This window comes from Shewanella sp. SP2S2-4 (assembly GCF_031932025.1).
Lineage (GTDB): Bacteria > Pseudomonadota > Gammaproteobacteria > Enterobacterales > Shewanellaceae > Shewanella > Shewanella baltica.
Genome location: NZ_JAUOER010000004.1, coordinates 188,988 through 215,594, shown reverse-complemented (window position 1 = coordinate 215,594; position 26,607 = coordinate 188,988). Strand labels below are relative to the sequence as shown.

General features: G+C 47.5%; 24 protein-coding genes. 9 read left to right on the top strand and 15 right to left on the bottom strand.

The window, feature by feature from the left end:
* Positions 1 to 178 precede the first annotated feature (178 nt).
* Entirely contained in the window at positions 179 to 1,852 is a 1,674-nt protein-coding gene (gene fadD / locus Q4Q54_RS05615) for a long-chain-fatty-acid--CoA ligase FadD (protein WP_311987937.1), read from the top strand.
* Positions 1,853 to 1,922: 70 nt separating this feature from the next.
* Entirely contained in the window at positions 1,923 to 3,032 is a 1,110-nt protein-coding gene (gene rnd, locus Q4Q54_RS05610) for a ribonuclease D (protein ID WP_006086390.1), read from the top strand.
* 126 nt (positions 3,033 to 3,158) lie between these two features.
* Here rnd and minE read toward each other — a convergent pair whose 3' ends face one another.
* The 3 genes from minE to minC are packed head-to-tail and all read right to left on the bottom strand — an operon-like array spanning position 3,159 to position 4,921.
* Positions 3,159 to 3,416, bottom strand: coding sequence for a cell division topological specificity factor MinE (gene minE / locus Q4Q54_RS05605; RefSeq protein ID WP_028760193.1), 258 nt, complete (start codon positions 3,414 to 3,416; stop codon positions 3,159 to 3,161).
* A 2-nt stretch (positions 3,417 to 3,418) separates the two neighbouring features.
* Positions 3,419 to 4,228 carry a septum site-determining protein MinD gene (gene minD, locus Q4Q54_RS05600; protein ID WP_006081362.1) on the bottom strand — a complete coding sequence of 270 codons (810 nt, stop codon included), beginning with the start codon at positions 4,226 to 4,228 and terminating at the stop codon, positions 3,419 to 3,421.
* A gap of 27 nt (positions 4,229 to 4,255) precedes the next feature.
* A complete protein-coding gene (gene minC, locus Q4Q54_RS05595; protein WP_006081363.1) occupies positions 4,256 to 4,921 on the bottom strand; it encodes a septum site-determining protein MinC in 666 nt (221 codons plus the stop codon).
* 123 nt (positions 4,922 to 5,044) lie between these two features.
* Between minC and Q4Q54_RS05590 the strand changes: the two genes are divergently transcribed.
* Genes Q4Q54_RS05590 through Q4Q54_RS05580 form a run of 3 tightly spaced genes read left to right on the top strand, consistent with a single transcriptional unit; the run spans position 5,045 to position 6,959 of the window.
* Positions 5,045 to 5,323, top strand: coding sequence for a YcgL domain-containing protein (locus tag Q4Q54_RS05590; protein WP_006081364.1), 279 nt, complete (start codon positions 5,045 to 5,047; stop codon positions 5,321 to 5,323).
* A 30-nt stretch (positions 5,324 to 5,353) separates the two neighbouring features.
* Positions 5,354 to 6,466 (top strand): lytic murein transglycosylase, encoded by a 1,113-nt coding sequence (locus tag Q4Q54_RS05585; protein ID WP_311987936.1) that lies wholly within the window; start codon positions 5,354 to 5,356, stop codon positions 6,464 to 6,466.
* A gap of 52 nt (positions 6,467 to 6,518) precedes the next feature.
* Positions 6,519 to 6,959 carry a YcgN family cysteine cluster protein gene (locus tag Q4Q54_RS05580; RefSeq protein ID WP_311987935.1) on the top strand — a complete coding sequence of 147 codons (441 nt, stop codon included), beginning with the start codon at positions 6,519 to 6,521 and terminating at the stop codon, positions 6,957 to 6,959.
* Between the two features lie 215 nt (positions 6,960 to 7,174).
* On the opposite strand, the gene Q4Q54_RS05575 is transcribed toward Q4Q54_RS05580, so the two are convergent.
* Positions 7,175 to 8,695 carry a methyl-accepting chemotaxis protein gene (locus Q4Q54_RS05575; protein ID WP_311987934.1) on the bottom strand — a complete coding sequence of 507 codons (1,521 nt, stop codon included), beginning with the start codon at positions 8,693 to 8,695 and terminating at the stop codon, positions 7,175 to 7,177.
* A 469-nt stretch (positions 8,696 to 9,164) separates the two neighbouring features.
* Here Q4Q54_RS05575 and pheS point away from each other — a divergent pair, with 469 nt between their 5' ends.
* The 4 genes from pheS (at position 9,165) to lpxM (ending at position 13,894) form a co-directional block, all read left to right on the top strand.
* Positions 9,165 to 10,148 carry a phenylalanine--tRNA ligase subunit alpha gene (gene pheS, locus Q4Q54_RS05570; RefSeq protein WP_006081368.1) on the top strand — a complete coding sequence of 328 codons (984 nt, stop codon included), beginning with the start codon at positions 9,165 to 9,167 and terminating at the stop codon, positions 10,146 to 10,148.
* Between the two features lie 15 nt (positions 10,149 to 10,163).
* Complete coding sequence (gene pheT, locus Q4Q54_RS05565) at positions 10,164 to 12,551, top strand: phenylalanine--tRNA ligase subunit beta (RefSeq protein WP_311987933.1); 2,388 nt, start codon at positions 10,164 to 10,166, stop codon at positions 12,549 to 12,551.
* Between the two features lie 3 nt (positions 12,552 to 12,554).
* Positions 12,555 to 12,851: an integration host factor subunit alpha gene (gene ihfA / locus Q4Q54_RS05560; protein WP_006081370.1), complete on the top strand. Its 297-nt coding sequence runs from the start codon at positions 12,555 to 12,557 to the stop codon at positions 12,849 to 12,851.
* 104 nt (positions 12,852 to 12,955) lie between these two features.
* Positions 12,956 to 13,894: a lauroyl-Kdo(2)-lipid IV(A) myristoyltransferase gene (gene lpxM / locus Q4Q54_RS05555; protein ID WP_311987932.1), complete on the top strand. Its 939-nt coding sequence runs from the start codon at positions 12,956 to 12,958 to the stop codon at positions 13,892 to 13,894.
* A gap of 156 nt (positions 13,895 to 14,050) precedes the next feature.
* Here lpxM and hypA read toward each other — a convergent pair whose 3' ends face one another.
* From hypA to hyaA, 11 genes are all read right to left on the bottom strand, one after another.
* Entirely contained in the window at positions 14,051 to 14,404 is a 354-nt protein-coding gene (hypA, locus tag Q4Q54_RS05550; protein WP_311987931.1) for a hydrogenase maturation nickel metallochaperone HypA, read from the bottom strand.
* A complete protein-coding gene (gene hypE / locus Q4Q54_RS05545; protein ID WP_311987930.1) occupies positions 14,404 to 15,420 on the bottom strand; it encodes a hydrogenase expression/formation protein HypE in 1,017 nt (338 codons plus the stop codon). The genes hypA and hypE overlap by 1 nt, the downstream gene beginning before the upstream one ends.
* Positions 15,413 to 16,552 (bottom strand): hydrogenase formation protein HypD, encoded by a 1,140-nt coding sequence (hypD, locus tag Q4Q54_RS05540; RefSeq protein WP_311987929.1) that lies wholly within the window; start codon positions 16,550 to 16,552, stop codon positions 15,413 to 15,415. The genes hypE and hypD overlap by 8 nt, the downstream gene beginning before the upstream one ends.
* 63 nt (positions 16,553 to 16,615) lie before the next feature.
* A complete protein-coding gene (locus Q4Q54_RS05535; protein ID WP_011846641.1) occupies positions 16,616 to 16,861 on the bottom strand; it encodes a HypC/HybG/HupF family hydrogenase formation chaperone in 246 nt (81 codons plus the stop codon).
* A complete protein-coding gene (gene hypB / locus Q4Q54_RS05530; RefSeq protein ID WP_311987928.1) occupies positions 16,861 to 17,682 on the bottom strand; it encodes a hydrogenase nickel incorporation protein HypB in 822 nt (273 codons plus the stop codon). Before hypB ends, Q4Q54_RS05535 begins: the two co-directional genes overlap by 1 nt.
* A 190-nt stretch (positions 17,683 to 17,872) precedes the next feature.
* The gene (gene hypF / locus Q4Q54_RS05525; protein ID WP_409438281.1) at positions 17,873 to 20,392 is read right to left on the bottom strand and encodes a carbamoyltransferase HypF; all 2,520 of its coding nucleotides are present in this window, start codon (positions 20,390 to 20,392) and stop codon (positions 17,873 to 17,875) included.
* Positions 20,385 to 22,325 carry a NiFe hydrogenase gene (locus Q4Q54_RS05520; RefSeq protein WP_311987925.1) on the bottom strand — a complete coding sequence of 647 codons (1,941 nt, stop codon included), beginning with the start codon at positions 22,323 to 22,325 and terminating at the stop codon, positions 20,385 to 20,387. Before Q4Q54_RS05520 ends, hypF begins: the two co-directional genes overlap by 8 nt.
* 3 nt (positions 22,326 to 22,328) lie before the next feature.
* Complete coding sequence (locus Q4Q54_RS05515; RefSeq protein WP_028760179.1) at positions 22,329 to 22,886, bottom strand: HyaD/HybD family hydrogenase maturation endopeptidase; 558 nt, start codon at positions 22,884 to 22,886, stop codon at positions 22,329 to 22,331.
* A gap of 7 nt (positions 22,887 to 22,893) precedes the next feature.
* A complete protein-coding gene (gene cybH / locus Q4Q54_RS05510) occupies positions 22,894 to 23,568 on the bottom strand; it encodes a Ni/Fe-hydrogenase, b-type cytochrome subunit (protein ID WP_028760178.1) in 675 nt (224 codons plus the stop codon).
* Positions 23,569 to 23,587: 19 nt separating this feature from the next.
* Positions 23,588 to 25,291 (bottom strand): nickel-dependent hydrogenase large subunit, encoded by a 1,704-nt coding sequence (hyaB, locus tag Q4Q54_RS05505; protein WP_311987924.1) that lies wholly within the window; start codon positions 25,289 to 25,291, stop codon positions 23,588 to 23,590.
* A 3-nt stretch (positions 25,292 to 25,294) separates the two neighbouring features.
* Complete coding sequence (gene hyaA, locus Q4Q54_RS05500) at positions 25,295 to 26,431, bottom strand: nickel-dependent hydrogenase small subunit (RefSeq protein ID WP_006081384.1); 1,137 nt, start codon at positions 26,429 to 26,431, stop codon at positions 25,295 to 25,297.
* Positions 26,432 to 26,607 lie beyond the last annotated feature (176 nt).

Below are 26,607 nucleotides of genomic sequence, written 5' to 3'. Positions count from 1 at the left end.
GACGCTAGGTTTTTTGTTTTTTTTATGTGATGATGATCAAAATTAAAACGCTCGTATGATTTATGACGAGTCAATCAATAACTATAAAATGTAAGCCGGTATTTTAACTCGGTATTTATCGAGTCTTGACGCTTGTATGGATATTGTTTCCGCAGTTGTGGGGATTTAGGAGAGAGTAGTGGATCAGCCTTGGATTAATCATTTGCCAAAAGATGTGCCTGCTGAAATTAATGTGGAGCAGTACTCATCGCTTGTTGATATGTTCGAAACAGCGGTGGCTAAGTATGAAGACCAGCCTGCATTTATCAACATGGGTGCCACGCTAACCTATCGTAAATTGGAAGAACGCAGCCGTGCATTCGCCGCGTATCTACAAAATGAATTAAAGCTTGAAAAGGGCGATCGTGTCGCCTTAATGATGCCAAACCTGTTGCAATACCCGATTGCACTGTTTGGTGTTTTACGTGCCGGTATGGTGGTCGTTAACGTTAACCCACTATATACCCCGCGCGAACTTAAACATCAGTTGATTGACTCGGGCGCCAAAGCCATAGTTGTAGTGTCAAACTTCGCCCGCACCTTAGAAGAAGTTGTCGAACAAACGCCTGTTGAAAGCGTCATTATCACCAGTTTAGGTGACCAATTAAGTGCGCCAAAACGCACCTTAGTGAACTTTGTGGTGAAGTACATTAAGAAGCTCGTCCCTAAATACGATTTACCCCATGCTTTATCGATGCGCGACACCTTATCAACCGGTCGTCGCATGCAATACATCAAGCCTGAAGTCACTAACGACGATTTAGCGTTTTTGCAATATACAGGTGGCACAACTGGGGTGTCTAAAGGCGCGATGTTGACCCATGGCAATATTGTCGCCAACGTATTGCAGGCCGATGGCGCTTATTCGCCCGCCTTAAACGATGGCAGCGAGTTTGTGGTAACTGCTTTGCCGCTGTATCACATCTTCGCGTTGACCGTGAATTGCCTGCTGTTTTTGCACAAAGGCAGCCAGAACTTACTCATCACCAATCCCCGTGATATCCCAGGATTTGTGGCCGAGTTGAAAAAGTATCCTTTCACTGCATTGACTGGGGTAAACACCTTGTTTAACGCGTTAGTGAACAGTGATGAATTTTCCCAGTTGGATTTTTCACGCTTAAAACTCTCTATCGGTGGCGGCATGGCGGTACAAAAAGCCGTCGCGGATAAATGGCAAGCCATCACTAAGACCCGTTTACTCGAAGGTTATGGTCTGACCGAAGCCTCACCTTTATTAACCTGTTGTCCATATAATTTAGATGGTTACAACGGTTCAATTGGTTTCCCTGCACCTTCGACACTTATTCAAATCCGTGACGATGACGGCAAGGTATTAGCCCAAGGCGAAACCGGTGAGCTGTTTGGTAAGGGCCCGCAAGTGATGAAAGGCTATTGGCAACGTCCTGAAGAAACTGCCAAAGTGATCGATACCGACGGCTGGTTAGCCACGGGCGATATTGGTTACATGGATGAGAAAGGGTTCTTCTATATTGTCGATCGTAAGAAAGACATGATCTTAGTTTCAGGCTTTAACGTATTCCCTAATGAAGTCGAAGAAGTGGTCGCACTGCATCCTAAAGTGATTGAAGTGGCCGCTGTTGGTGTGCCAAACGACGCCAGTGGCGAGTTAGTGAAGGTATTTGTGGTGGCAAAAGATAAATCTTTAACCGCTGAAGACATCATTAAGCACTGCCGTATTCATTTAACGGGATATAAAGTACCGAAGCTGGTAGAATTTAGGGACGAGTTACCTAAAACCAACGTGGGTAAAATCTTGCGACGAGAGCTTAGAGACGAAGCTAAGCGCGCGTAAGATTGAAGCCGGCATTTGCCGGCTTTTGTTTTTATGGACTGTGATTGACCCACAGGATCTGGAGAAGAATTTGTCAGCGTTTCAATATGTGAGTGATGAAGCAAGCCTTAATGCCCTCGTTGCCCAATATAAACAGAGTAAGATACTCGTGTTAGATACCGAGTTTGTTCGTACTCGTACTTATTATGCCAAGTTAGGTTTGATCCAAGCCTATGATGGTAAAACCTTAGCTTTGATTGATCCTGTGGCTTTACCTGATTTAGCCCAGTTTTGGGCGCTGTTATCGGACCCGAATATCATTAAGCTTGTGCATTCCTGCAGTGAAGATTTAGAAGTGTTTGCCCACTACGGTAAATGTCAGCCTACGCCTTTGTTTGATAGCCAAATTGCCGCCTCTTTGTGCGGTATGGGCCACGGTGTGGGTTATGCCAAGTTAGTTGAAACTTGCCTTGGTGAAGTGATCGATAAAGGCGAGTCGCGTACCGATTGGATCCGCCGTCCTTTAACGGAAGCACAGTTAAGCTACGCCGCTAATGACGTCTTGTACTTGTATCAGCTCTATCCTCAACTGGAAGCGAAACTCAGCGCCCAAGGGCGTTTAGCTTGGTTATACGAGGAAGGGGAGAGGATGACTCAGGGCAGGCTTGCCGATCCTGATCTCGACACTGCCTATTTGAAAGTGAAAAATGCTTTCCAACTGACCGAAATCCAATTGGCTTATCTTAAAGTGCTTGCTAAGTGGCGTCTTGAAAAAGCCTTAGTGCGTGATTTAGCCCTAGGTTTTGTGGTCAAAGATCATGGTCTTATCGCATTGGCGAAGAAGCAACCTAAATCCTCGGCCGACTTGTTTAAGCTCAATGATTTGACTGAGCAAGAAAAACGTATCCACGGCAAAGATTTATTACGTGTGCTGCAAACCGCTGATTTGGTCAATTTACCTGAGTTAGTGGATGTGTTGGCGTTAAAATCAGGCTACAAATCGGCCTTTAAGGCGATTAAAAGCTGTTTAGTCGAGTTGTGCGAACAGCATGATGTGCCGCAGGAAATGCTCGGTTCTAAACGTCATATCCATGAGTTTTTGCAATGGCGTTGGGATAAGCAACAAGGGGATTTACCCGCGGTGTTATGCGGATGGCGAGGCGAGATTGCCGCTGAGTCTTTAGCTAAGCTTGAGGTCTAAGGCTTTTAATTTAGTATTTAAATCTTGCGCGTGATGTCTTGTACTTTATGCGCAGTATTTAAGCCGAAAAACAGCTAACAAAAAGCGTCATCTTCCACAGAAGATGACGCTTTTTGCGTAATCGACTTATCTGTCAGGCAATGTGACGTTAAGTTCGAGTACCGACAGGTTCGCGTCGTTTTGATCTAACTGCACAGAAACTTGATCATCAGAAATCGGCACATATTTGCGAATAACGGCAATGATCTCTTGTTTCATCTGTGGGAAATAATCGGGAGTGTCCCTTTGTCCACGTTGATGAGCCACAATGATCTGTAGGCGCTCTTTAGCCATTACCGCAGTGCTAGGCTTTTTCTTGCTTTTGAAATAGTCGAGTAAAGACATAATTAGCTACCAAATATCCGTTGTAAGAAACCTTTCTTTTCTTCCGTAATAAAGCGTACTGGTACATCTTCGCCCAGTAAACGTGCAACAGTGTCACTGTAGGCTAAACCTGCATCACTTTCTTGATCGATAATCACAGGCACGCCTGAGTTAGAGGCTTTCAGTACCGATTGTGATTCAGGGATCACGCCCAGTAATTCAATGGCCAGAATCTCTTTCACGTCGTCGACACTCAACATTTCGCCCGATTTTACACGGCTCGGTGAATAACGCGTCAGCAATAAGTATTCTTTGATTGGCTCAAGGTTTAGCTCGGCACGACGGGATTTGCTCTGCAGCATCCCTAAAATACGGTCTGAATCGCGCACTGAACTGACTTCTGGGTTCGTGGTCACAATGGCAATGTCGGCAAAATACAGTGCCATCATAGCGCCTTGCTCAATCCCCGCAGGTGAATCACACAGAATAAACTCAAAGTCTTTGGCTAAATCGTCCAGCACACGGCCGACGCCTTCTTTAGTCAGCGCATCTTTATCGCGAGTCTGTGAAGCGGGTAATACGAATAACTTGTCGCAGCGCTTATCTTTGATCAGCGCTTGATTTAAATTGGCTTCACCATTGATCACATTGACGAAGTCATAAACCACACGACGCTCGCAACCCATGATCAAGTCTAAATTCCGTAAACCAATGTCGAAATCAATAACGACTGTCTTGTGTCCTTGCATGGCAAGACCGGTCGCAATTGCAGCACTCGATGTGGTTTTACCTACGCCGCCTTTACCTGAAGTGACAACAATAATTTGTGCCATGTTTCTCTCTATCCTTTGTTCTGCCATTTAGAGGGGCAATGATTCAACCATAAGCGACTCACCGTCTAGGCGAATGCAGCCGCTTTTATCTGAGCTATGTTGTTGTAGATTTTCAGCGAGCCAATATTGCCCTGCTATTGAAACGAGTTCGGCCTCCAGAGAGTGGGCTATGATGACGGCACTGGTATCGCCCGCCGCGCCTGCCATGGCTTTCCCTCGTAATGCGCCATAGATATGAATGCTACCATCTGCGATGACTTCTGCGCCATTGCCTACCGCACCAAATATGATTAAATCACCATTTTTTGCGTAGACTTGTTGGCCTGAACGAATATTTTGCTTCACTATCTTAGTTTGGCGCGGTGCTGGCGGTGGCGTACTACTCTGTTTTCCGGCTTTGACTATGGCAAGGCCTAAGTCTTTAGCCTGTTTACTGAGTACGGTTGTCGCGCCCGTTATGCCAACAATCACTAATTGACGTGAGATCAGCAGATCCTTTAACGCACTTAAATTTAAGCTGTCGTGTTGGATCGCACTCAGATTGACGACTAAAGGAGCACCCAGAAAAAACTGAGGAGCTTGTGCCAACTTACTGTCTAATTCAGTCATGACAGCTTGTAAATCGCTGCTATTAATATGAAGCACTGAAAGAGTAAAAGAAGCGCCTTTTAACTCTAAGCTAGGTTTTGACATCCCGGCACTATTCTCCAGAAATCATCAGTCGGTTCGCTGATTTTACAATTAAATTACTAGGCGACCATGTTATAGTGTGCCCCATTGACTGGCAAGTTTGAACTATTGGATATTTGTACTCTTATGCTATGTGCCGTTTATAAAAGTAGCCGAAAGGCTGATACTTATTTATTTGTGAAGAAAAGAGATTGTTTTGATGATGTTCCAGCGCCTTTGATGGAAATGTTCGGCGTGCCAAAGCTGGTGATGGTGTTTCCTATTGCGAAACGTGATGCGTTAGGCATGGCAGATATTCAAAAGGTGAGAGCTGCGATGGAAGAAAACGGCTTTTATTTACAAATTCCACCACCTCAGGTGAATTTATTGGCAGAGCATAAACTCAGTCTTGGGATCAAAGATTAAGCCAATAGCATAACAATAACAGGAAGGTATATGCATCGATACCGTGCTTATCTAACCCAAGCTTATCAAACCAATGCTTTCCCGGTTAAGATTTGTCACTTTGGGCTTTATCTGAATAAGCTTTATCGACTTGCCGCATATATCTTCGCTGCCATCAGGGCATTTGTCTGTTTCATTATTTGGATGAGTGCGTGCAGTTTGCCTGCCATGGCGCAGCAACTAGACGAGAAAATCAGCTTTAGTGATTATTTAATTCAATTAAAGCAAGAAGCTAGTCTCCAAGGCATCAGCCAAACCACCTTAGATATAGCCTTTCCCCAGATCAAACTCTTCAAAAAAGCCCGCGCGACAGACAGTTCCCAAACTGACAAAACTCACAACCTCGATACTTATCTCGCCGACACTGTGCCCGAGTGGAAAGTTGACACCGCCCGTGTGCTGTTTAAAGAGCATGAACAACAACTCAATGCCATCGCCAGCCAATACTCAGTTCAGCCACGCTTCTTAGTTGCGCTCTGGGGGCTTGTTTCAGACTTTGGTGAAGCCTCTGGGGATTATCCTGTGCTATCTGTGACTGCGTCACTGGCCTTTGGCGGCGAGCGCGAAGCTTTCTTCAAAAAAGAGTTTATTGCAGCGCTCAGCATAATGGATAAAGATCATATCGGTTTTCAAGATCTTAAAAGTCGTTGGAATGGCGCCATGGGACAAACGCAGCTGATGCCAACGGATTATCTTGCCTATGGGCAGGACGGCGATGGTGACGGTAAGAAAGACATTTGGCACAACACACAAGATGCGTTTGCCTCCGCGGCGCATTTGCTACAGCAACTCGGTTGGAACGGCGATGATACTTGGGGGCGACAAGTACAAGTGCCTGCAACGCTTGATTTGGCCGTCGCTGGATTAGATAAACCCCAGTCCTTAGCCCAGTGGCAAACTCTCGGTATTCGCAAGTTTGATCATACCGATTTGCCGTCCCGCGAAGAAATCAAGGCCTCGCTAATCATGCCCGATGGTGTTACCGGTCGAAAATACCTCGTTTATGGCAATTACCGCGTATTAATGCACTGGCAGAATACCGATTATTTCGGGATTTCTGTCGCGCATCTGTCCGAGAGAATAAAGTATCCGCCGATAAACTAGTGTAAAATAGCTCGCATTAAGCGGGCTTTTTATTGAGAAGATACAGTTAATCATGGCATTTTGGCAGAGCAAAACATTAGCGCAGATGAGCGCAACCGAGTGGGAATCCCTGTGTGACGGTTGTGGTAAATGTTGTTTAAACAAGTTGATAGATGATGAAACCGAAGACTTGTATTACACCAATGCGGCCTGCCTTTTACTCGATCATCAAACGGCGGGCTGTCAGCATTACTCTGACCGTTTCACCCATGTCCCTCAATGTACTGTGATCACGATTGATAATATCCATGAGTTAACTTGGCTTCCCGAGAGTTGCGCATATCGCCGGTTAGCGGCAGGGCGTGAGCTACCGAGCTGGCATCCGCTGCTGACTGGCTCTAAAGAAGCGATGCATTTAGCGGGCATGTCGATCCAAGGCAAAGTGGTCGATGAAAGACGCGTGAAGGATATTGAAGATCATATCGTGCTATGGCCACTCAAAGATGTGGATTAACAGACGTGGATTAATTTTTACCGTCGCGTTGTCGATTGAAAAGTGACTTATTGATTGAAAAGTGAATTATTGGTTGAAACGACACTGGTTGATTGAAACAACAGTAGTTGATTGGACCGTTACCGTCAGAATGAAAAAACAACAAGGGAGCGATTATCGCTCCCTTGTGCATTTTGGGTGTTAAGTGAATTTAAATTCCATCAAATAATGCTCGACTAGATTTTTAATCCCACCATCAACTGATCAAGTTGCCCAGCTGTTGCTTGCAGCTCATCACAACCTGAAACCGACTGGTTCGCCGATTGCTCCACATCGTGGGACTGGTTGCGGATTTCCATCAGATTAGTCGCAATCTCGTTGGCCACAGCCGATTGTTCTTCGGCCGAGGTGGCGATTAGCACACTCATTTCAAACACTTTATTACTGTGGTGGGCGATAAACTCTAAGTCTTTACCCGTTTGCAGTACGTGTTGTTTGCCTTCATTTGCTTGACTCACAGTACGCGACATCACTTGGGTTAGATTGCGAGTACCCGATTGCAGCGATTCGATCATGGTTTTGATCTCAACCGTTGCGGCTTGAGTGCGGCCCGCTAAGGTACGTACTTCATCGGCGACCACGGCAAAGCCACGACCTTGTTCACCGGCGCGCGCTGCTTCAATCGCCGCGTTGAGGGCGAGTAGGTTGGTCTGCTGGGAAATCGCATTAATGGTTGATACCACTTCATCAATTTTACCGGCGTTGTCATTGAGTACGCCCACCGCATTCGAGGCTGAGGAGATCTCATCCGATAACACATCGATGGCTTTGACTGTGGTTTCAATGTCTTTACCGCCCGCGCTAACTTGTTGATTAGCCTCTTGAGTTTCGGCAGAAGATTGCTCGGCATTGCGGGCGACTTCCTTCACTGCGGCGGTCATTTCTTCCATTGCCGTCGCTAGGGAGTCCAAATGTTGTCTTTGGTTCACCGCCAAGGATTGACCTTGCTGCGCTGTGCTACGAAACGAGGAGACTACCTCACGGATTTTTGTTGTCGACTCGGCGATTTGTTTCACTAACAGATGTTGACGTTCAACTAAGGTATCTATGCTGATAGCTAAGATACTGAACTCGTCTTTTACTTCGAAGAAGTTTAAACGCCCAGTTAAATCGCCCGATGCGGCCCGTTTTAATGCCATCACTGTGGTATAAAGTGCGCCGCCCACGAAGGTCGAAATGTAGTAGCTAAATAAAAACAACACAAATAGAAGCGCCGCCATCAGGCCGTAAACCAGCAGGTTATCTTTGGCGAGCAGGGCATCAATTTCTTTGCTGTCTAAGGGAATAATCGTGATCAGGTTTTGATCGTTAACGCCACTCACAGCTCTAGGTAGCTTACCGCTATTATCAATACCGCCACCGCTGCGAGCTAAGGATTGCGCTTTACTGTCGGCCTCATTCACCGAAATAATGCTGACATTGCCTTTGATGTCGCGGCTTAGCTGGCTAAGGATAGCTTGGCGTTCTTGCTCTGGGAGTTTGTTATATAAGGTACCCGTGACTTGGTTGATTTGTTGTGACGCATTTTGCAGACCGTTGAGTTGTCCTTGGACTAAGGTTTGCTGGGATTGGTTATCAAGAAAAATCGCCAGTCCAACAATCATTAGCATAGGAACGATAGAGAGAATTGCGAATTTAGTTTTTAAGGTCATATGGATAAGATATTGATCTATCCAGCGAAACTTTACTTCTTTCATGAGTGCCTCGATAAAATGGGCTGTGAACCGAATGTATATCGGTCAGTTTGCCATAGACTTGATAGTTTTCTGTTTTGTAATGATTTATATCGCTAATGTAGTCTAATTGCAGTCGTTATTGTGTTGTTTGCTGCAATTTTGGCAGGGTACAGGCGTTAGTTTACAGTTTAGTTACAAATGCTGCTAGTGGCTGTATAGGGAACTTGTTTCGGTCAGAATTGAGGTTTGGATTTCACCTTGAGCAAAACTCAGGCTCTGAACTGGGGTAACACATGAATTTGCATGATAAAAACCCCCAATAAGCCCTAGTAATATGCCGCTCGCTCGCGTAAAATTTCTATCCTTTTATTTCGTTATAGCTAGCAAAGCGTCTGGCATTAACGCCCGATAACCTGAGCACCCAAATAGCCTGAAAGTTTGGCGCCCATAGCACTTGTTTATCAAGCGCGACTATGCAGTGGAAGAGAAAATGCAGCAGTTAACTGAGATCGTAGAACAAGCCTTAGTCATTATTGACCAGGCCAGTGATCTAAAAGCACTGGATGATATCCGTGTCGATTACCTAGGTAAGAAAGGTAAGATCACCGACATGATGAAAATGATGGGTAGCTTAAGCCCTGAAGAAAAGCCAGCCTTTGGCCAAGCGGTCAATGATGCTAAACAGGCTATTCAACAAAAATTAACTGAGCGCATCGATGGTCTGAAGAGTTCGGAACTGGAAGCCAAATTAATCGCTGAAAAGATTGATGTGACTTTGCCAGGCCGTACCCAAGAGATCGGTGGCTTACATCCAGTGACGCGTACCATTGAACGTATCGAAACCTTTTTCGGGGAATTAGGGTTCTCGGTAAAGCAAGGGCCTGAAATTGAAGATGATTTTCACAATTTCGATGCGCTGAATATCTCTGAACACCACCCTGCGCGTGCTGATCATGATACCTTTTATTTCAATCCTAAACTGATGCTGCGTACCCAAACGTCGGGCGTGCAAATCCGTACTATGGAAACTGAAAAGCCACCCTTACGCATTATTTCACCGGGTCGTGTTTATCGTAACGATTACGACCAAACGCACACGCCAATGTTCCATCAAGTGGAAGGTTTGCTCGTGGATGAACATGTTAACTTTGCCGAATTGAAGGGCATTTTGCATGACTTCCTGCGTAACTTCTTCGAAGAAGATCTGCAAGTGCGTTTCCGTCCATCTTACTTCCCCTTCACTGAACCTTCAGCAGAAGTAGACGTGATGGGCAAAAATGGTAAATGGCTAGAAGTGCTTGGCTGCGGTATGGTGCACCCGAACGTGCTGCGCAGCGTTGGCATAGATCCAGAAAAATACTCTGGTTTTGCTTTTGGTATGGGTGTCGAGCGCTTAACTATGTTGCGTTACGGCGTAAACGATTTACGTGCGTTTTTCGAAAACGACCTACGTTTCCTGAAGCAATTTAAATAACGGAGCTGTAATAGCATGAAATTTAGCGAATCTTGGCTTCGTGAATGGGTCAATCCTTCAGTCAGCCGTGAAGCATTATCCCACCAGATCACTATGGCCGGTCTCGAAGTCGATGACGTTGAAGCCGTGGCTGCCGATTTTAGCGGTGTAGTCATTGGTGAAGTGGTTGAGTGTGGTCAGCATCCCGATGCCGATAAACTGCGCGTGACCAAAATCAACGTTGGTGGTAGCGAACTTATCGATATCGTCTGCGGTGCACCCAACTGCCGCCAGGGTCTTAAAGTGGCCGTGGCTATGGTTGGCGCCGTATTACCAGGCGATTTCAAAATCAAGAAAGCCAAACTGCGTGGCATGCCATCAGAAGGCATGTTGTGCTCGTACAGTGAGCTTGGCATCAACGTCGAAAGCGATGGCATTATCGAATTGCCATTGGACGCGCCACTCGGCACTGACATCCGCGATTATCTGCAACTTAATGATGCCGTTATCGATGTAGATTTAACGGCTAACCGTGCCGATTGCTTAGGCATGGCAGGTCTTGCCCGTGAAGTGGGCGTGTTAAACCGCCAAGCTGTGGTTGAGCCACAGTGGCAAGCCGTTACGCCAACGACAGATGCACAGGTCACGATTAACGTTAAGGCGCCAGCCGCTTGTCCACGTTACTTAGGCCGTGTGGTTAAAAACGTCAATGTGAAAGCGCCTACGCCGTTATGGATGCAGGAAAAACTGCGCCGTAGCGGTATTCGCTCTATCGATCCTATCGTTGATATCACTAACTTTGTGTTGATTGAATTCGGTCAACCTATGCACGCTTTCGATCTTGCCAAGTTAACGGGCGATATCCAAGTGCGTTTAGGCACGGGCGAAGAGAAAATCACTCTGCTTGATGGCAGCGAAGTGACCATCCCAAACGATACTTTAGTGATCGCCGATGATGCGCGTCCATTAGCCCTTGCTGGCGTGTTTGGCGGCGAATATTCGGGCGTGAGTGACACAACCCAAGACATACTGCTTGAATGTGCCTTCTTCGCGCCGCTTGCCATTATGGGTAAGTCACGTCGTTTAGGCTTGCACACAGACTCATCACACCGCTTTGAGCGTGGTGTTGACCCTGAGATGCAGCACAAGGTTATCGACCGTGCGACCCGTTTAGTGCTGGATATCTGTGGCGGTGAAGCGGGCCCTGTAGTTGAGGCTAAATCAGAGGCTGATTTACCCAAACCAGCACAAATCGTGTTACGTCGTAGCAAGTTAGATAAAATCCTCGGTCACCATGTACCTGATAGCGATGTGGCTGAAATCCTCACGCGTTTAGGTTTTGCTGTCGTTGCAGCAGAGGGAAGCTGGCAGGTCACCACTGCGACTTATCGTTTCGATATGGCGATTGAAGAAGATTTGATTGAAGAAGTGGCGCGTATTTACGGTTATAACAATATCCCGAATATCGCACCAGTTGCCGCGCTGCGTATGTCAGATCATAAAGAATCTGACTTAAGCCTAAAACGCGTGCGTGCCTTATTGGTCGCTCGCGGCTTCCAAGAAGCGGTAACCTACAGCTTTGTCGATCCCAAATTGCAAAATCTGGTTCACCCTGGTTTAGACGCTATGGTGTTACCAAACCCAATTTCCAGTGAAATGTCGGCCATGCGCCTGTCAATGTTCACCGGTTTATTGGCCGCAGTTGGCTATAACCAAAGTCGTCAACAGAGTCGCGTGAGACTTTTTGAAACTGGCCTGCGCTTTGTTCCTGATATCAATGCAGAATCCGGTGTAAGACAACAAGCAATGCTCGCTTGTGTCATTACTGGGCTCCAAAATGATGAACATTGGGCTATGGAATCGAAAACCGTTGATTTTTTCGACCTTAAAGGTGATTTAGAAGCAATTATCGGCTTGACAGTTTCCGCATCAGAATTTAGCTTTAGAGGAGCGACGCATTCTGCTCTCCATCCGGGGCAATGTGCTGAAATATTGAGAAATGATCGAGTGATCGGTCATATAGGTGCAATCCATCCTAGTTTGGAGAAGCCTTTTGGACTCAATGGTAAAACCATCGTTTTTGAGTTGGAATTGGATGCTTTATTGCATACCAGTTTGCCGCTAGCCCAAGCTGTATCTAAGTTTCCAGCTAATCGTCGTGACATCGCAGTCGTAGTAGATGAGAGTGTATCTGCAGGTGATGTAATGAAATTGATAAGAAAAGTTGGCGAAAATCAGTTGGTTGGCATAAACTTGTTCGATGTATACTTAGGTAAAGGTGTTGAACCCGGCAAGAAGAGCCTGGCGATAGCACTTACATTACAAGACACTACTCGTACGCTTGAGGAAAAAGAGATTGCTGAGACCGTTGGTTCAGTCGTTTCTGCCCTTAAGTCCGAGTTCAACGCATCGTTGAGGGATTAAAGTATGGCACTTACCAAAGCCGAAATGGCAGAACATCTTTTTGAAACACTCGGAATGAACAAACGTGTCGCCAAAGAGATGGTTGAGTCGTTCTTTGAAGAGATTCGGGGCGCACTTGAAAGTGGTGAGCAGGTCAAGTTATCTGGCTTTGGCAACTTTGACCTTAGGGACAAGAATCAAAGACCGGGAAGGAACCCAAAAACAGGCGAAGATATCCCAATTTCTGCTCGTCGTGTCGTGACTTTCCGTCCCGGCCAAAAGCTGAAAACTCGTGTAGAAGCAGCAAACACGGGTAAGTAATTTCGTTTGTTTGATGGGAAAGCCACTCCTTAGAGAGTGGCTTTCCTGTTTATTTTTTCATGCAATATCTCCATTGTTTTTATCCACTGTCTGAGGTGAATTCTTTGTCAAGACAGCCCAAACATTTTGACCGTCGTTTTAAACTCGCCTTATTACACCCTAGATACTGGGCCACTTGGTTAGTGATTGGTCTATTAGTGATTTTCGGACTCATGCCCGCATGGCTGCGTGATCCCATAGCAAGATTATTGGCAAAAATAGTGATGCCAATTGCCAAAAAGCCCATTAGCGTTGCCAGAGCCAACTTAAGGGCGTGCTTTCCTGAGCAATCCACCGCCGAGATTGAAGTGTTAATCCGTGAGAACGTGCAAAACTTCGTTTTGGTGTTGTTAGCACAGGGCGAATTGCTGGTGCGCTCAAAAGCGCATTTACGTCGTCGAGTCAATTTAATCGGCTTTGAGCATGTGACTAAAGCGCAGGCTGCTGGGCAACCGATCATTTTTATCATGCCCCATGTGTGGCCAATCGATTATGCTGGTTTACGCCTTAACCTTGAGTTGCCTATGGTGACTATGGCCAAAGCCCATAAAAACGGCTTATTCAATTGGTTTAGTAATCGTGTACGCAGCAGTTGTGGTGGCCATGTGTATATGCGCGAGGCGGGCATTCGGGCGTTATTGGCTGAGCTTAAGCGCGGTAACAGTTTCTTTTATCTTCCCGATGAAGACTTAGGTCCTGAACAAAGCGTGTTTGCGCCTTTTTTAGGTACAGTAAAGGCAACGCTACCTGTTGTTGGGCGTTTAGCGCAGGCAGGGAATGCCCAAGTGTTACCAGTAAAGATTGGCTACAACCAAACATCACGCCAATTTGATCTCACCGTGATGGCGGCCGTTGCGCCTGAAGATATGGTGGGCAAAGAAAACGAAGCGTTGGCACTGAACAAAGTGGTCGAGCAAGTTATCTTAGCTTATCCAGAGCAGTATATGTGGTTCCTGCGGTTGCTCAAGACGCGCCCAGAGGGTGAAGCTTCTATTTACGGCTGATTGTAGCGTGACTGAAATAGTGTGGTTTAAAATGGCTTTGAGCTCTGATTGCTCGAAGCCATTTTTGTGTTGAAGGGCGTTATTTATTGATAGCACTCTTTATTTATAGAGCGTTTTATCAATAGCGCTGTCGTTAACCATGCGTATCGTGGATGATTAATCCTCGTTCTGTTCCATCTCAAGTTGCATCAGTAGCATGTCTTCGCCATCGAGTACGCGGGTGCGATAGCTTTGACACGCAGGGCAGACGACCGTGCGCTCACTCAGTACGGATTCAGTCTGGCAGTCTTGGCAAAGTATCACTAGCGGCTGAATTTGCATATTGAGTAGGGCTTCTTTGCAAATCCCATCGAGCTTAAAGGTATCGAAGGCCGTTTGTAGCAGGCTAGGTTCAACCCCGCTCATGACGCCTAGTTTGATATCCACTCGGGTGATTTTATCGGCATGATTAGCCTGCGCGTGCTGCTCGCATTGCTCAATCAGCGCATTCACAATTGAATATTCGTGCATCAGCAAATCCTTGGCAGCAGTTCACCTTGGGGAAGATCGAGATAACGCTTGGTATTCCAAGGCGTTCTTAGCACGACTTTCCCCACTAAATCCTCACTCACAGTGCCGATTATCGCTGCATGCTCACAGTGGCCAAAGCGTTGCATGATTTCGAGCGCACCTAAAGCGATGTCGTTGGGGACGGCGAGGATGAAAGTGCCTTCGTTGGCAAGATCCATGGCTTCGAAACCATAGAGTTCGCACAGACCTTTGACTTCATCGCTGACGGGAATACTGGCCTCATTCACTGTGATACCAACATTGGAGGCAATAGCCCATTCGTTCAGTACTGCCGATAAGCCACCGCGAGTCGCATCTCGCATCGCATGAATGGGAATATTGGCGGCAATCAATTGCTCGACTATCGGCCAGAGCGTGGCGCAGTCACTTTGTAATGCTGATTCGAGCGTGAGTCCTTCACGCGCCATTAAAATCGCTGCGCCGTGGCAGCCAATATCACGGGAGACGATAATGGCATCGCCCACTGCAATGTTTGCCGCTGAGATGTTGGGACGCAAGATGCGGCCAATGCCTGAGGTATTAATAAATAAACCATCGGCACAGCCCTTGGGCACGACTTTAGTGTCGCCGCAGACAATCCGCGCACCACTTTGTTTGAGCTCTTTTGCCATGCTGCGGACAATAGTCGTTAAATCATTGATAGAAAAGCCTTCTTCGATGATCACGCTACAGCTCAGATATTGAGGCTCTGCGCCCATCATAGCGAGATCGTTGACTGTGCCTGCGATGGCGAGTTTGCCGATATCGCCGCCGGCAAAAAACAAAGGTGAGACGGTAAAAGAGTCAGTAGTAAAGGCGTTGGCGCCGTGCAAATCGAGTTTGGCAGCGTCTTCTTCGCTGCGAAGGATTGGGTTATCAAACTCGGCAAAAAACAGATCACGGATCAGTTTATTCATTTCTTTGCCGCCACCGCCGTGGCTGAGCTGAATGGATTTATCTTTTAGCGTATCAGCCATGATGTGGCTCCTTGATATCGATACCTTGATAGCGGTAATAGGCGTTACATGCACCTTCGGAGCTGACCATGCAGCTGCCTAGGGGCGTTTCTGGATTGCAGCCGCGGCCAAAAACTTTACAGTCCTTTGGTTTAGCAAGCCCACGAAGAATGTCGCCACACTGGCAGGCTTTATGATCGTCAATTTCCTTCACGGGTAGGCGGTCTTTAAAGCGCAGTTCGGCGTCCCTGTGGGCATATTCGGGTTTGAGCTGCAGCGCTGAATTGGGGATAGGGCCGAGGCCGCGCCAGCGAAATTGCGGTCTGACATTAAAGAATTGATTCACTTTGGCCTGCGCCGTGAGGTTACCGTCTTCCGATACCGCGCGGCTGTATTGGATATCGAGCTCCGCTTTGCCCGCGGCTTTTTGGTGCACAATCCGTAAAATCGACTCCATCACATCAACGGGTTCAAATCCTGCGACAACCACGGGCGTACCATAGTTTTCGACTGTGCTGCGATAGATTTTGGCGCCGCTGATCACGCTCACATGGGCGGGGCCGATAAAGGCATTCACTCTGGCTTGCGGGTCGTGCATCACGGCATCAATCGCGGGCGGCACTAATACATGATTAATATGGAATAACAGATTTTCGAGTTTTTCGTGCTCGGCCAGCTGCAATAAAATTGCTGTCATTGGGGTTGAGGTTTCAAAGCCAATGGCAAAGAACACCACGGTTTTATCGGGATTATCGCGGGCAATTTTGAGCGTATCTAAGGGATCATAAATCGGCCGAATATCGCAGCCTTTCGCCCTAAAACTGGCTAAGGAACCCTTAGAACCGGGCACACGGATCATATCGCCCAGCGTCACAAGAATAACATTTTCTTGGGAGGCCAGCGCCGCCGCTTGGTCAATGCGCTCTTTCGGCATAATGCACACAGGACAACCTGGACCGTGGATAAACTCAATATTATCAGGCAGTAAATCCAGCAAGCCGTATTTCATAATAGTGTGGGTATGGCCGCCACAGACTTCCATGATATTGATTGGTTGCTTAACCAATTTAGCGGTTACCTGAATATCCCGCGCTAAATTGGCAATCGTTTGGGGATCGCGAAAGCCTTGATAGAGGTGTTTTAGTTCAAGCATGCTCTTTCCTCGGTGCACTCGATAGGGTGCGCGCCTTGCTACTCAATCTTGCATTGTTGATGGTCAGTGTATGGCTTCGTTTTCGAGTTTAGTGACGATTTCTTGGTATAGGTCAATGCTTTGCTGCGCATCTTCCTTATCGATTTTGTTCATCACAAAGCCAATATGGATCAACACATAGTCGCCAATCTCCAGTGGCTCATTCATCAAATGACTACTGACATCGCGGCGCACGCCTAAGGTATCGACCGTGACGCTCTGGCGCTCAATATCGACCGCCACCACTTGGGATGGTATGGACAAGCACATTATTGTGCACCTCGAATGTTGTCTTTAAGCCAAGCGGCCACAGCCTGCATGGAGTCGCCATCTTTGATGGAGACTTCAATGATTTGAGTTGCTGGATTGAGTTTTTTAAGCTGTGCTCTGGCTTCGTCTAGCTTGAAATCAAAATAGGGCAGTAGATCGCACTTAGTGATAAAAACTACATCGGCTCGGCGGAACATCACAGGGTATTTCTCAATCTTATCATCGCCTTCAGGCACGGACAGCAGCACGATATTTTTGTGGGTACCTACGTCATAACTCGCTGGGCAGACGAGATTGCCGACGTTTTCGACAAAGCAAATATCCAGCCCTTCAAGTGGCAGGTGATGTAGGGCGCCGTGCACCATAAAGGCGTCAAGGTGACAGGCCGAGCCCGTTTGAATTTGATAGGCTGTAATGCCTTTCGCGATTAAGCGGTCTGCATCGCGTGAGGTTTCTAAGTCGCCTTCAATCACCGCATAGTTGAGCTTGGTGTATTCTTTGAGATTTTCTAAAAGGGTAGTTTTACCGCTGCCTGGGCTACTCATGATGTTGAAGGTCGTGACCTTATGTGCCTCAAAGTGGGCGCGGTTATGACCAGCTTCGACATCATTTTTATCTAAAATCTTGTGGATGACTGACAAGGTTTTTTTATCGTTTAACTGAGGATTGGTGTGTAACTCGCTATGGCTATGTGATGAGTTATGCGATGCGTCATGCGAATGGCCGTGATCATGGCTATGGTCATGACTATCAACATGTGAATGCGCGCCTAAATGATCATGGTCGTGGCGGGTAAGGGAGCAGCCGCAGTCTTTACACATTTTACCTCTCCTTGAATCGGCAGAGTGCGAGGACTTTGCCTGACGAATTGTGAATGCTGATATACGGATCGTTAATTTGGTTACGCTAATGTTGAGTGTGATACAAATTGCGCTGCAGATCTTTGATGTTCGTCAGGTTTATGGGGATAAAAATGGCGAGCGAACATCAGGGGTTATCAAATAAATAAGGTTATTGATTCTGATGAATGCCATACCAAAGTTGGCCTAGAGCTATGCCGCCATCATTGATGGGGATTTGTTTACTGGATAACACTTGATTGCCTTGGGCACTGAGTTTGCTCAGGCAGTATTCTATTAGATATTTATTTTGGAATACGCCGCCGCAGAGCACGGTGGGAAGGTGTTTGTACTGGGCGGCATAGTCGCAGATAGCATCACCTAATGTGTGTAAAAAGGCGCGGGCGATGGTATAGCATCTATTGTCTGTTAGCGGTTGTGCTGTAATGAATTCAACAATTTGCTTGAACATCTCACTGCTGCGCCACTGGTCGATGTCAAGAGGTAAGTTAAGCGAAATGACTTCAAGGGCTAATGCATCGGCGCGATTGGCCGCGGCTTCTATCGCCATGCCTGCTTGACCTTCAAACAGTGTGGTTTCGATTAAGCCTAAGGCGCAGGCGAGGGCATCGAACAGTCGTCCGACAGAGGAGGTTTTTATCGCACTGCCGTTCTGCCAGATCTTATGTAAGTTAGTCAGAGTGTTTGGGTGCATGTTGTTCAATATAGGTAATTGCAATGCGAGTACAGCATTGAGGCTCATTTGCTCGAATAATAATGCCAGTAACAACCTCACGGGTTGCTTAATGGCTTGCTCGCCACCTAGCAGAGCTATGGGCTCAAAATGGGCCAGTCGCTGCGCTTTATCGAGCGTAGTTAATAGCACTTCACCGCCCCATAAACTGCCATCGTCGCCAAGCCCAGTACCGTCAAAACTAAAGCCCAATACGGGATCTCGATATTGGTTAACCGCCATTACGCTGAGCACATGGGCATGGTGGTGTTGCACCGATAAACATTTATTTTGACTGGTATCGCTGAGTTTTACACTCGAGTTTGAGTGCATTTCAGCCCAGCGCGAAGGGGCATAATCTGGGTGTTTATCGCAAATAATAAGATTTGGCGTAAAGTGATACAACCGAGCAAAAGTGGCTAAGGTGCGCTCAAAATATTGCTCGGCGCTGACACTGAATAAATCGCCAATATGGGGACTTAAAAACACATTGTTGCCAAAGCCTAAGGCGATGGCATTTTTTTGCTGTGCACCTACGGCTAAAATTGATTGGGTTAGCGGTGTATCAAGTGGAAAACTTAAGGGCGCATAGCCGCGGGCGAGACGCAGCACTTGTACCTCTGCGGAGGAATCCATGTGCGGCTGAATCACTTGCACCACACTGTCATCGCAGCCATTAATAATCGGCCGATTATGATCGACTATGGCATCCACCACATGGCTTAAGCTGTTAATCAGCTCGTCACAATCTGTGATGATAGGCTCGCCTGACACATTGGCGCTGGTCGCAACTAATGGCCCTTTGAAGAGACTCAATAGCAAATGATGTAGCGGTGTGTAGGGTAAAAATACCCCGAGTTTATTCAGATTGGGGGCGACAGCTAAGCTGAGATCATGTTCGGCTCGGCTGCTCATCAGCACTATGGGCCTTTCCTGCGAACTCAGCACTCGCCACTCGGCATCCGTCCCTGTGACATAGTGCTGCGCCATGGTGATATCCGCCATCATCACCGCTAGCGGCTTGGCTTGGCGCTGTTTTCGCAGCCGGAGTGCGTTGACGGCATTGTCACTTCGGGCATCACAGATTAAGTGAAATCCACCCAATCCTTTAATTGCCAGAATCTGCCCTTGGCGTAATCTGTCAGCCGCTGCTGTCAGTACCGCAAGGTCCGTACTCAATTCAGGTGCGCTGACATTTGAGGCATTGGGAAGGATGTATTCCCCTTGCGGTGTTTTTAAACTGAGTCTGGGGCCACAGGCGGGGCAACTTATGGGCTGGGCATGGTAGCGGCGGTCGAGTGGGTTTTGATATTCTTTGGCGCACTCGGGACACATGTCAAAATCGGCCATAGCGGTGTTGTGTCTATCATAGGGTAAAGCATTGATAATCGTGTATCGAGGGCCACAGTTAGTGCAGTTGGTAAAGGCATAGCCAAAGTGGCGATCATCAGGATTATGCATGTCGTTCATGCAGTCTTGGCAGGTGCTTTTATCCGCCGATACTGCGACTTGCACGCCCATTAGTGGGCTTGAGTTATCGGCGTCATTCGTGTCGCTTTTTATAATCTCAAACGTGGTTTCGCTTAATAAAATCGGCAGTGGTATTTGACTGATATTGTCGATACGGGCAAGTGGCGGTGGAGTGGTATTGAGTACAGTGATAAAGCGAGTGAGGTTTTCATCATTACCTTGCAGCTCAATGGTCACGCCCTTGACATTGTTGAGCACAGTGCCCGTCAGTTGAAACTCAAGGGCATAACGATAGACAAAGGGGCGAAATCCCACCCCTTGTACTATGCCAGTGACGTGCAGCTGACAACGCTTTAACGTGGCTCCTTTGTGGACAAGGTATTCCAATGCCAGCCTTCGTTTTATCTGCAGGTCACAGTGCTTTTTGTGGCGACTATTGTGCCTATGTGGCTTCATACGTTGTGACTTAACTTTTGGCCTCCTAATCATGGGCATTCAGTTGGCGCTGCTTAACGTAAAGTGCCCCAACGGCTAAGTTATCGCCGTCTAAATCTAGGCTGCGATTGATCACCAATGGAAAGTTTTTGCCTAAGCGTAAGCTGATGCGTTTGCACAGGGTTTCATTGATTAATTCATTGCCCGCTAAGGCTATATTGTGCACGCCGATATTTAAATCGATATGCTCGATCCAGTTAGATAAATAGTCCGCCAGCGAGTCTTGCATTGCAAAGGCGAGCTGACTCGGATCGTCATTACCCGCAATACGAAAACTTAAGACAGTGCCTAAGGTTTTACACCAATTTAGGCTGCGGTGGGCTTCACCTTTGGTCAGCGGATAATCGATACGCGGTGCATTGGCACCGTGGTAGCGCATGGCGGCGGCCATGAGTGCATCGCTGAGTTTTTCTTGGCTTTGCGTTTCTTCTTGGGGATTGAGGCCAATTAAAATGGCGGCAATGGCCCACAGACTTTGCAAGTTGTCCCGTCTGCCGTGAAGCTTTAGGCTTAAGAGTTTTAGGTAATCGTCTGGGAACAGGCTTTTAAACTTCTGTGCCACGGCTTTTTGTGGACTGCTGTCCAGTTGATGGAAAATTTCGTAACCGTTATCGGGCAGCTCGGGCAGCGCGAAGAAGAGTTCGGTGTCGCCCTTATTATCGCAGGTCACAATTTGACTGGCGTGGGTATGGCTTAAGTAAATGACCGCGGCATTTTTTGCCTGTCTGTGGCTAGTAAATTTACCCTTGAGTAAGGCACTGAATAACGCTGCGTCCGCGATGGTATGATTTTCGGTATCGCTAGCGTGTGGCGTGCCAGCGTGCTCAATTTCACCATTATCGGCACCTGCGTTAGCGGCAAAGGTGTTAGCAGCATGAGTCGCTTCACTCGATTGAGCTAATACCGCCACACTCAGTTCGCCTTGATGGGAACGTGAGCGTTTCGCCGCTTGCCATTGGGCTTGATAACCGTGAAGACTGACTTTTTCCCTTAAGGGTTCTGGGGCGATAAAGTGCTTGGTTTGAGTCTGCATTGAGCCTAAATCTTTGCTGGCAATTTGTGCCCAAGCACCATCGACCCACGCTAGCTTCGGCCTATTATGCGGCCCTTTAATGTAAACCCAATCGACCCCTTTTTGTCGTAATACTTCCCCGAGCACTAAGATCACTCGGCTGTAGGCAAAGCAAATGTCGTACAGCGGCGCACTGAGTTTGTCGTGTTCTTGCGTGGGTCTCGCGCAGATAAGCGGCTTTTCAATACTCGAAAGCGCGAGCACCTGCGCATCGTTCAGACAAAAATGGGCGTTTAGCGTATTGGGATTACAAATTAACAGTTGTGGCCGCTCGCCTAAGGGCTGAGCAAACGGTGTCAGACTAAGTTGCAGATTATCGGCGGCCGCTAATGTCAGTGGGCCTTGTGTCAGCAGTCCCTGTGCCATGGCTTTAATATCTGACAAGGTTAACGCTTTTTGTGCGGACGTTAATTGTGTTTCGCCTTTGCAGCAAGGGCAAATTAAATCGAGTGTGCCAAACTTTGCCGACTGATTATCGCCAATCAGCGGATAACAATGCTGGCAAAAAGGCACTATGGCAGAGCTTGATCCAGACTGTGGAAAGGGCAGTAAGGTTTTACTGCCTTGGGGCTCGTCGATGACTTTAATGCTAGAGTCAATCAACCAAGCGGAAATCAAAAAGTCCGCGGCAATGGCATCGGCCAATTGTTCTAGTTGGTTTTGCTCGCCCTGAGCTTCAATAAAATAGCTTTGAGGGCCAAAGTCATGTTGGCCAGCACCATATTGACCTGAGCTATGTTGACCATCACAGCCTATGCTGATATTTAGTTCATCGTAATTTAGATATTGATTACATAAATGCGCGTACAAAGGCACCTGACGTGAGCAGGTAAAATCAAATCTGATGTTTTTCATCTTCTATATACTTTCACCAGTAGTAACGCCGCGTTTATAAGAGTCAGGGATCAGCGAGTCGATACTATGCTCGGCAACACGCGTCGCAGTGAACCCAAGGGAGGCTAAGTGGGATAACAAGCTTGATTCCATTAAAGGTACCGCGGCGGCGACTTTAGGGGTCAAGCCTAGCACCATAGGTTCGAGCACGGTTGGGGTGACGCCCAGCACAAAGGTCTTAGGTCTGTCGCCAACCATTTCCATCATATTGAGGGTTTGCAGCATTTCGACTTCATGGGCGCTGCCTTGCCAGTCGATTTCCTTCGGCGCTTTATCAAAATCGAAGAAATAGACTTCGCCCGCTTCTACGCCATTGGCATTAACTGTATCGACCACGATTAAATAATCGTATTGGCAAATAATAGGGATAAGTCCCTGAGCCAAGGTGCCGCCATCGAGCAGCTTTAGCTGGTGGGACTCATGGGTAAACTGATAATTATCAGCTATATAATTGACAAAATGTACGCCGATGCCTTCATCGGCGTACAGGACATTGCCAATACCGAGTAGCAATATCTTCATTGGACTCCTAGTGGTGTGAGTCTGGCTTTGGGTAGTCATAGCCAGAGACAATCGAGTCAACTGAGTTATGTTTGAAGCGTATCCCTGACCAAACCGCCATATAGACGTGGATAACCACAAAGATAACAAATGCCCAAGTGAGGTAGTGATGCCAAATCCTAACTTGTGCCAGCCCACCCATTTGTGCCGTGATCCAAGCGGCGCTGCCCCAAAGCATGCCACCTAAACCTTGGTGATACACATTGGCATACAACACCAGACCCGTTATACATATCACAAGAGCGACCAGTGAGATTGCTACATAAGTCACAAATTGCAGCGGTCCATAGACACCGGCTTTATGTAAGTGCCCCATCCATAAGTAAGATTTCAGCTGGGTGATCCAGCTTTTTACGCTCATGACATCGCGAAATGAGCGCCGCTCAATGTCGCTTCGGCTGAAAAAATACAGGTAGAAGCGCACTAAAGTGATTGCGGTTAGTACAAAACCGCAGATCAGATGAGCGAAGCGGATCCAGCCTTGTACGAGTACGTCCGTACTTTCAGGCGCCACCAGAAACGGCCAAGCAATATAGAATCCGGTGATCACTAGCACCAGAATTGACAGTGCCCTGAGCCAGTGAAAAATCCGTATTGCCGGACTAAAAATCAGTGTCCGAATGCGGGTTGCAGAATGGTTCATTTTGCGTTCCCTCCCTCGATTATTGACCATTGGGACTGACACGGAACTCGCTCAATGCTTGGCCTTTGAAATCCATTACGTGTACAGAACACGCCATGCAAGGGTCAAATGAGTGAATAATACGTATCACCTCAAGGGGCTTAGTAGGATCTTCCAGTTTCAAGCCAATTAAAGAGGCTTCATAGGGACCCATTTTACCGTTGGCATCCACAGGACCTGCGTTCCAGGTCGTTGGTACGACGGCTTGATAGTTCTCAATCACTCCATTTTTAATGCGGATCCAGTGGCTTAACATGCCGCGTGGCGCCTCGATCATGGCGTGACCTACATACTCTTTATTTGGATCAATATTGGGTTTTACATAGGTAGATTCATCTGACTGGATATTCGTCAGCAGCGCATCAAAGGTTTTTAAGCCTTCTTGGGCGACGATGACTGTCTGCAACATACGGGCTGCAGTGCGACCTAAAGTGGTAAATAGAGCCGCTACGGGTAGACCTGTGCGAGCGAGCAGGCCATTAACCGAATCCACGACCACCTTGTTACCGCGGGCATAACTCACCAATAGGCAGGCGAGTGGACCCACTTCGACAGGTTCACCTTGATAACGGGGAGATTTCACCCATGAGTATTTGCCATCACCATCCAGTGTTGGCAATTTGCCGTAGACAGTGTCACGTTCAACAAAACCAGTGTAATTAGGAATCGTTGTACCGTCATAGGGATGCTGCGGCGCATCGGCGCTATACCAAGCGTGGCTGACGTCTTCGGCAATCAGATCTGGATTCACATCACTGACGCCGGCAAGGTCGCCATTCATGATCACGCCTTGATTAAACATGTATTCGCCATTGGCTAACACAAAGTCATCGGTCGCCATGAAGTTTTTCACGTTTACGCCGCCCAACACGCTAGGTTCAGTACCAAAGGCTTCGGCCGCCATCACGATATCTGCTTGATAGGCACGCAGAATAAAGTCAGTTACTGTCGCATGTTTTTGCTTCCATTCCTGCAGGCGAGCAGGGCTGAGCATGTCGCGCACCGAAGTCACACCACCGACAACAACGGATTGTGGATGTGGTGATTTGCCACCAAAAATGGCTAGCATCTCTGCCGCAACACGTTGTACTTCAAGCGCTTTAAGGTAGTGAGATAGCGCGATAAGATTTTGCTCTGGGGTAAATTTATAGGTGCCGTTGCCCCAATAAGCGTTGGCAAATGGACCTAATTTTCCTGTTTCGACAAAGCCTTTAACTCTTTCTTGTACCGCTTTTAAATCACCTTCACCCGCCGCTATGGGATGGTCTGTGTATTGCAGCGCAACTTGTGCAGCTTTGGCCGGATCGGCGCTCAGTGCAGACACCACATCCACCCAATCAAGACCGTGTAGATGGTAGAAATGCACAATATGGTCATGCATGTATAAAGAGGTTTGCATCAATGAACGTAAGTATCTCGCGTTCAACGGAATTTGAATTCCCAGAGCGTTCTCAACCGCTTCAGTGCCGCAGCGATAGTGGGAATAGGTACAAACACCGCAGATCCGCTGCACGATCAGTCCCACGTCCATAGGTGTACGGCCCTTGAGGATGACTTCAATACCACGCCAAAGTGTGGAGGATGACCAAGCCTTGTTGATGACGTTATTTTCATCAACTTCGACTTCGATACGTAAGTGACCCTCGATACGTGTGATAGGGTCGATAACAACGCGCTTGCTCATGGGTTATTCCTCCAGCGGTTTGGCAAAAATACTGGCAACGGCATGGGCTCCAATGCCCACCACAGTCGCGCCTAAAATCACCGCACCAATAGTATCTGCGGTCGCATCCAATCCATGGAGGAGTTGACGGCCAAGGGGTTTTTCAAAGTCGGCCATGTCATCCCAGAAGTTAGGTTCTGAGCAGCCCATACAACCGTGTCCAGCAAGTACTGGCCAGCTGGTGTGATGGTTAAAGCGCTCGGTAGGGCAGTTGTTGTAGGTGTAAGGACCTTTACAACCGACTTTATACAGGCAGTAGCCTTCTTTCGCGCCGTGATCGCCAAATTCTTCAACGAATTCACCGGCATCAAAGCGCCCGCGACGTTCACAGTTATCGTGTACCCGCGCGCCGTAAGCCCATTTTGGTCTGTTAAACATATCCAGCGCAGGTAATTTGCCGAACATGATGAAGTACATCAAAGTGCCGACTATGTTCTTTTCGCTCGGTGGGCAACCGCCTAAGTTAATGACGGGTTTACTGACCACTTCGTGCACGCCTTTCGCCCCCGTTGGGTTTGGATAGGCAGCTTGCACGCCACCAAACGCTGCACAAGTGCCGACAGAGATAATCGCGGCGGCGCCTTCTGCAGCATGTTTGATGATTTCTAACCCTGTGTGGCCTTTACAGCCCACAGTGAGGAAGCTGCCGTTATTGGCGGTCGGAATTGCCCCTTCAACGGCCAGTAAATAGCGGCCCTTGTAGGTTTCGAGTGCATTTTCGAGGTTTTCTTCGGCTTGCCAACCCGCAGCAGCCATTAAGGTTTCGTGATATTCCAAGGAGATATGATCGAAAATCAGCGAATCTAGATTGGGGGTATCGGTACGAATTAAGGATTCTGAGCAGCCAGTACATTCGGCCATGTGTAACCAGATTAAGGGTACACGGTCGGCTAATTCGGCAGCTTCGGCTACTAAGTTACTAAAGGGGAGCGGTAATGCGAGCATGCTCGTCACCATGGCACTCCACTTCATAAAATCACGGCGACTAATGCCGTGCTGTTGCATTTTCTCAATCAGCGATTGTTGTTGACGGGGAGCGAATTGGCGTAACGCATCTAAGCGCGCCTTTCCCTGTTCATATAGGGCTGCATGTGTGTCCATGGGTCAACCTTTTTTGTTATTTAAATGTAAATTGGTAAGGGTTTACATAATTGACAGGGTCAGTTTAGGCCGTTGGAGTGTAAGGATTATTGATGTATATCAAGAATTTTCAAGAGATGTGATAGAACTGAATTTGACATTTAATTAACATGACGCAGATCTAATTTCACTTTTTC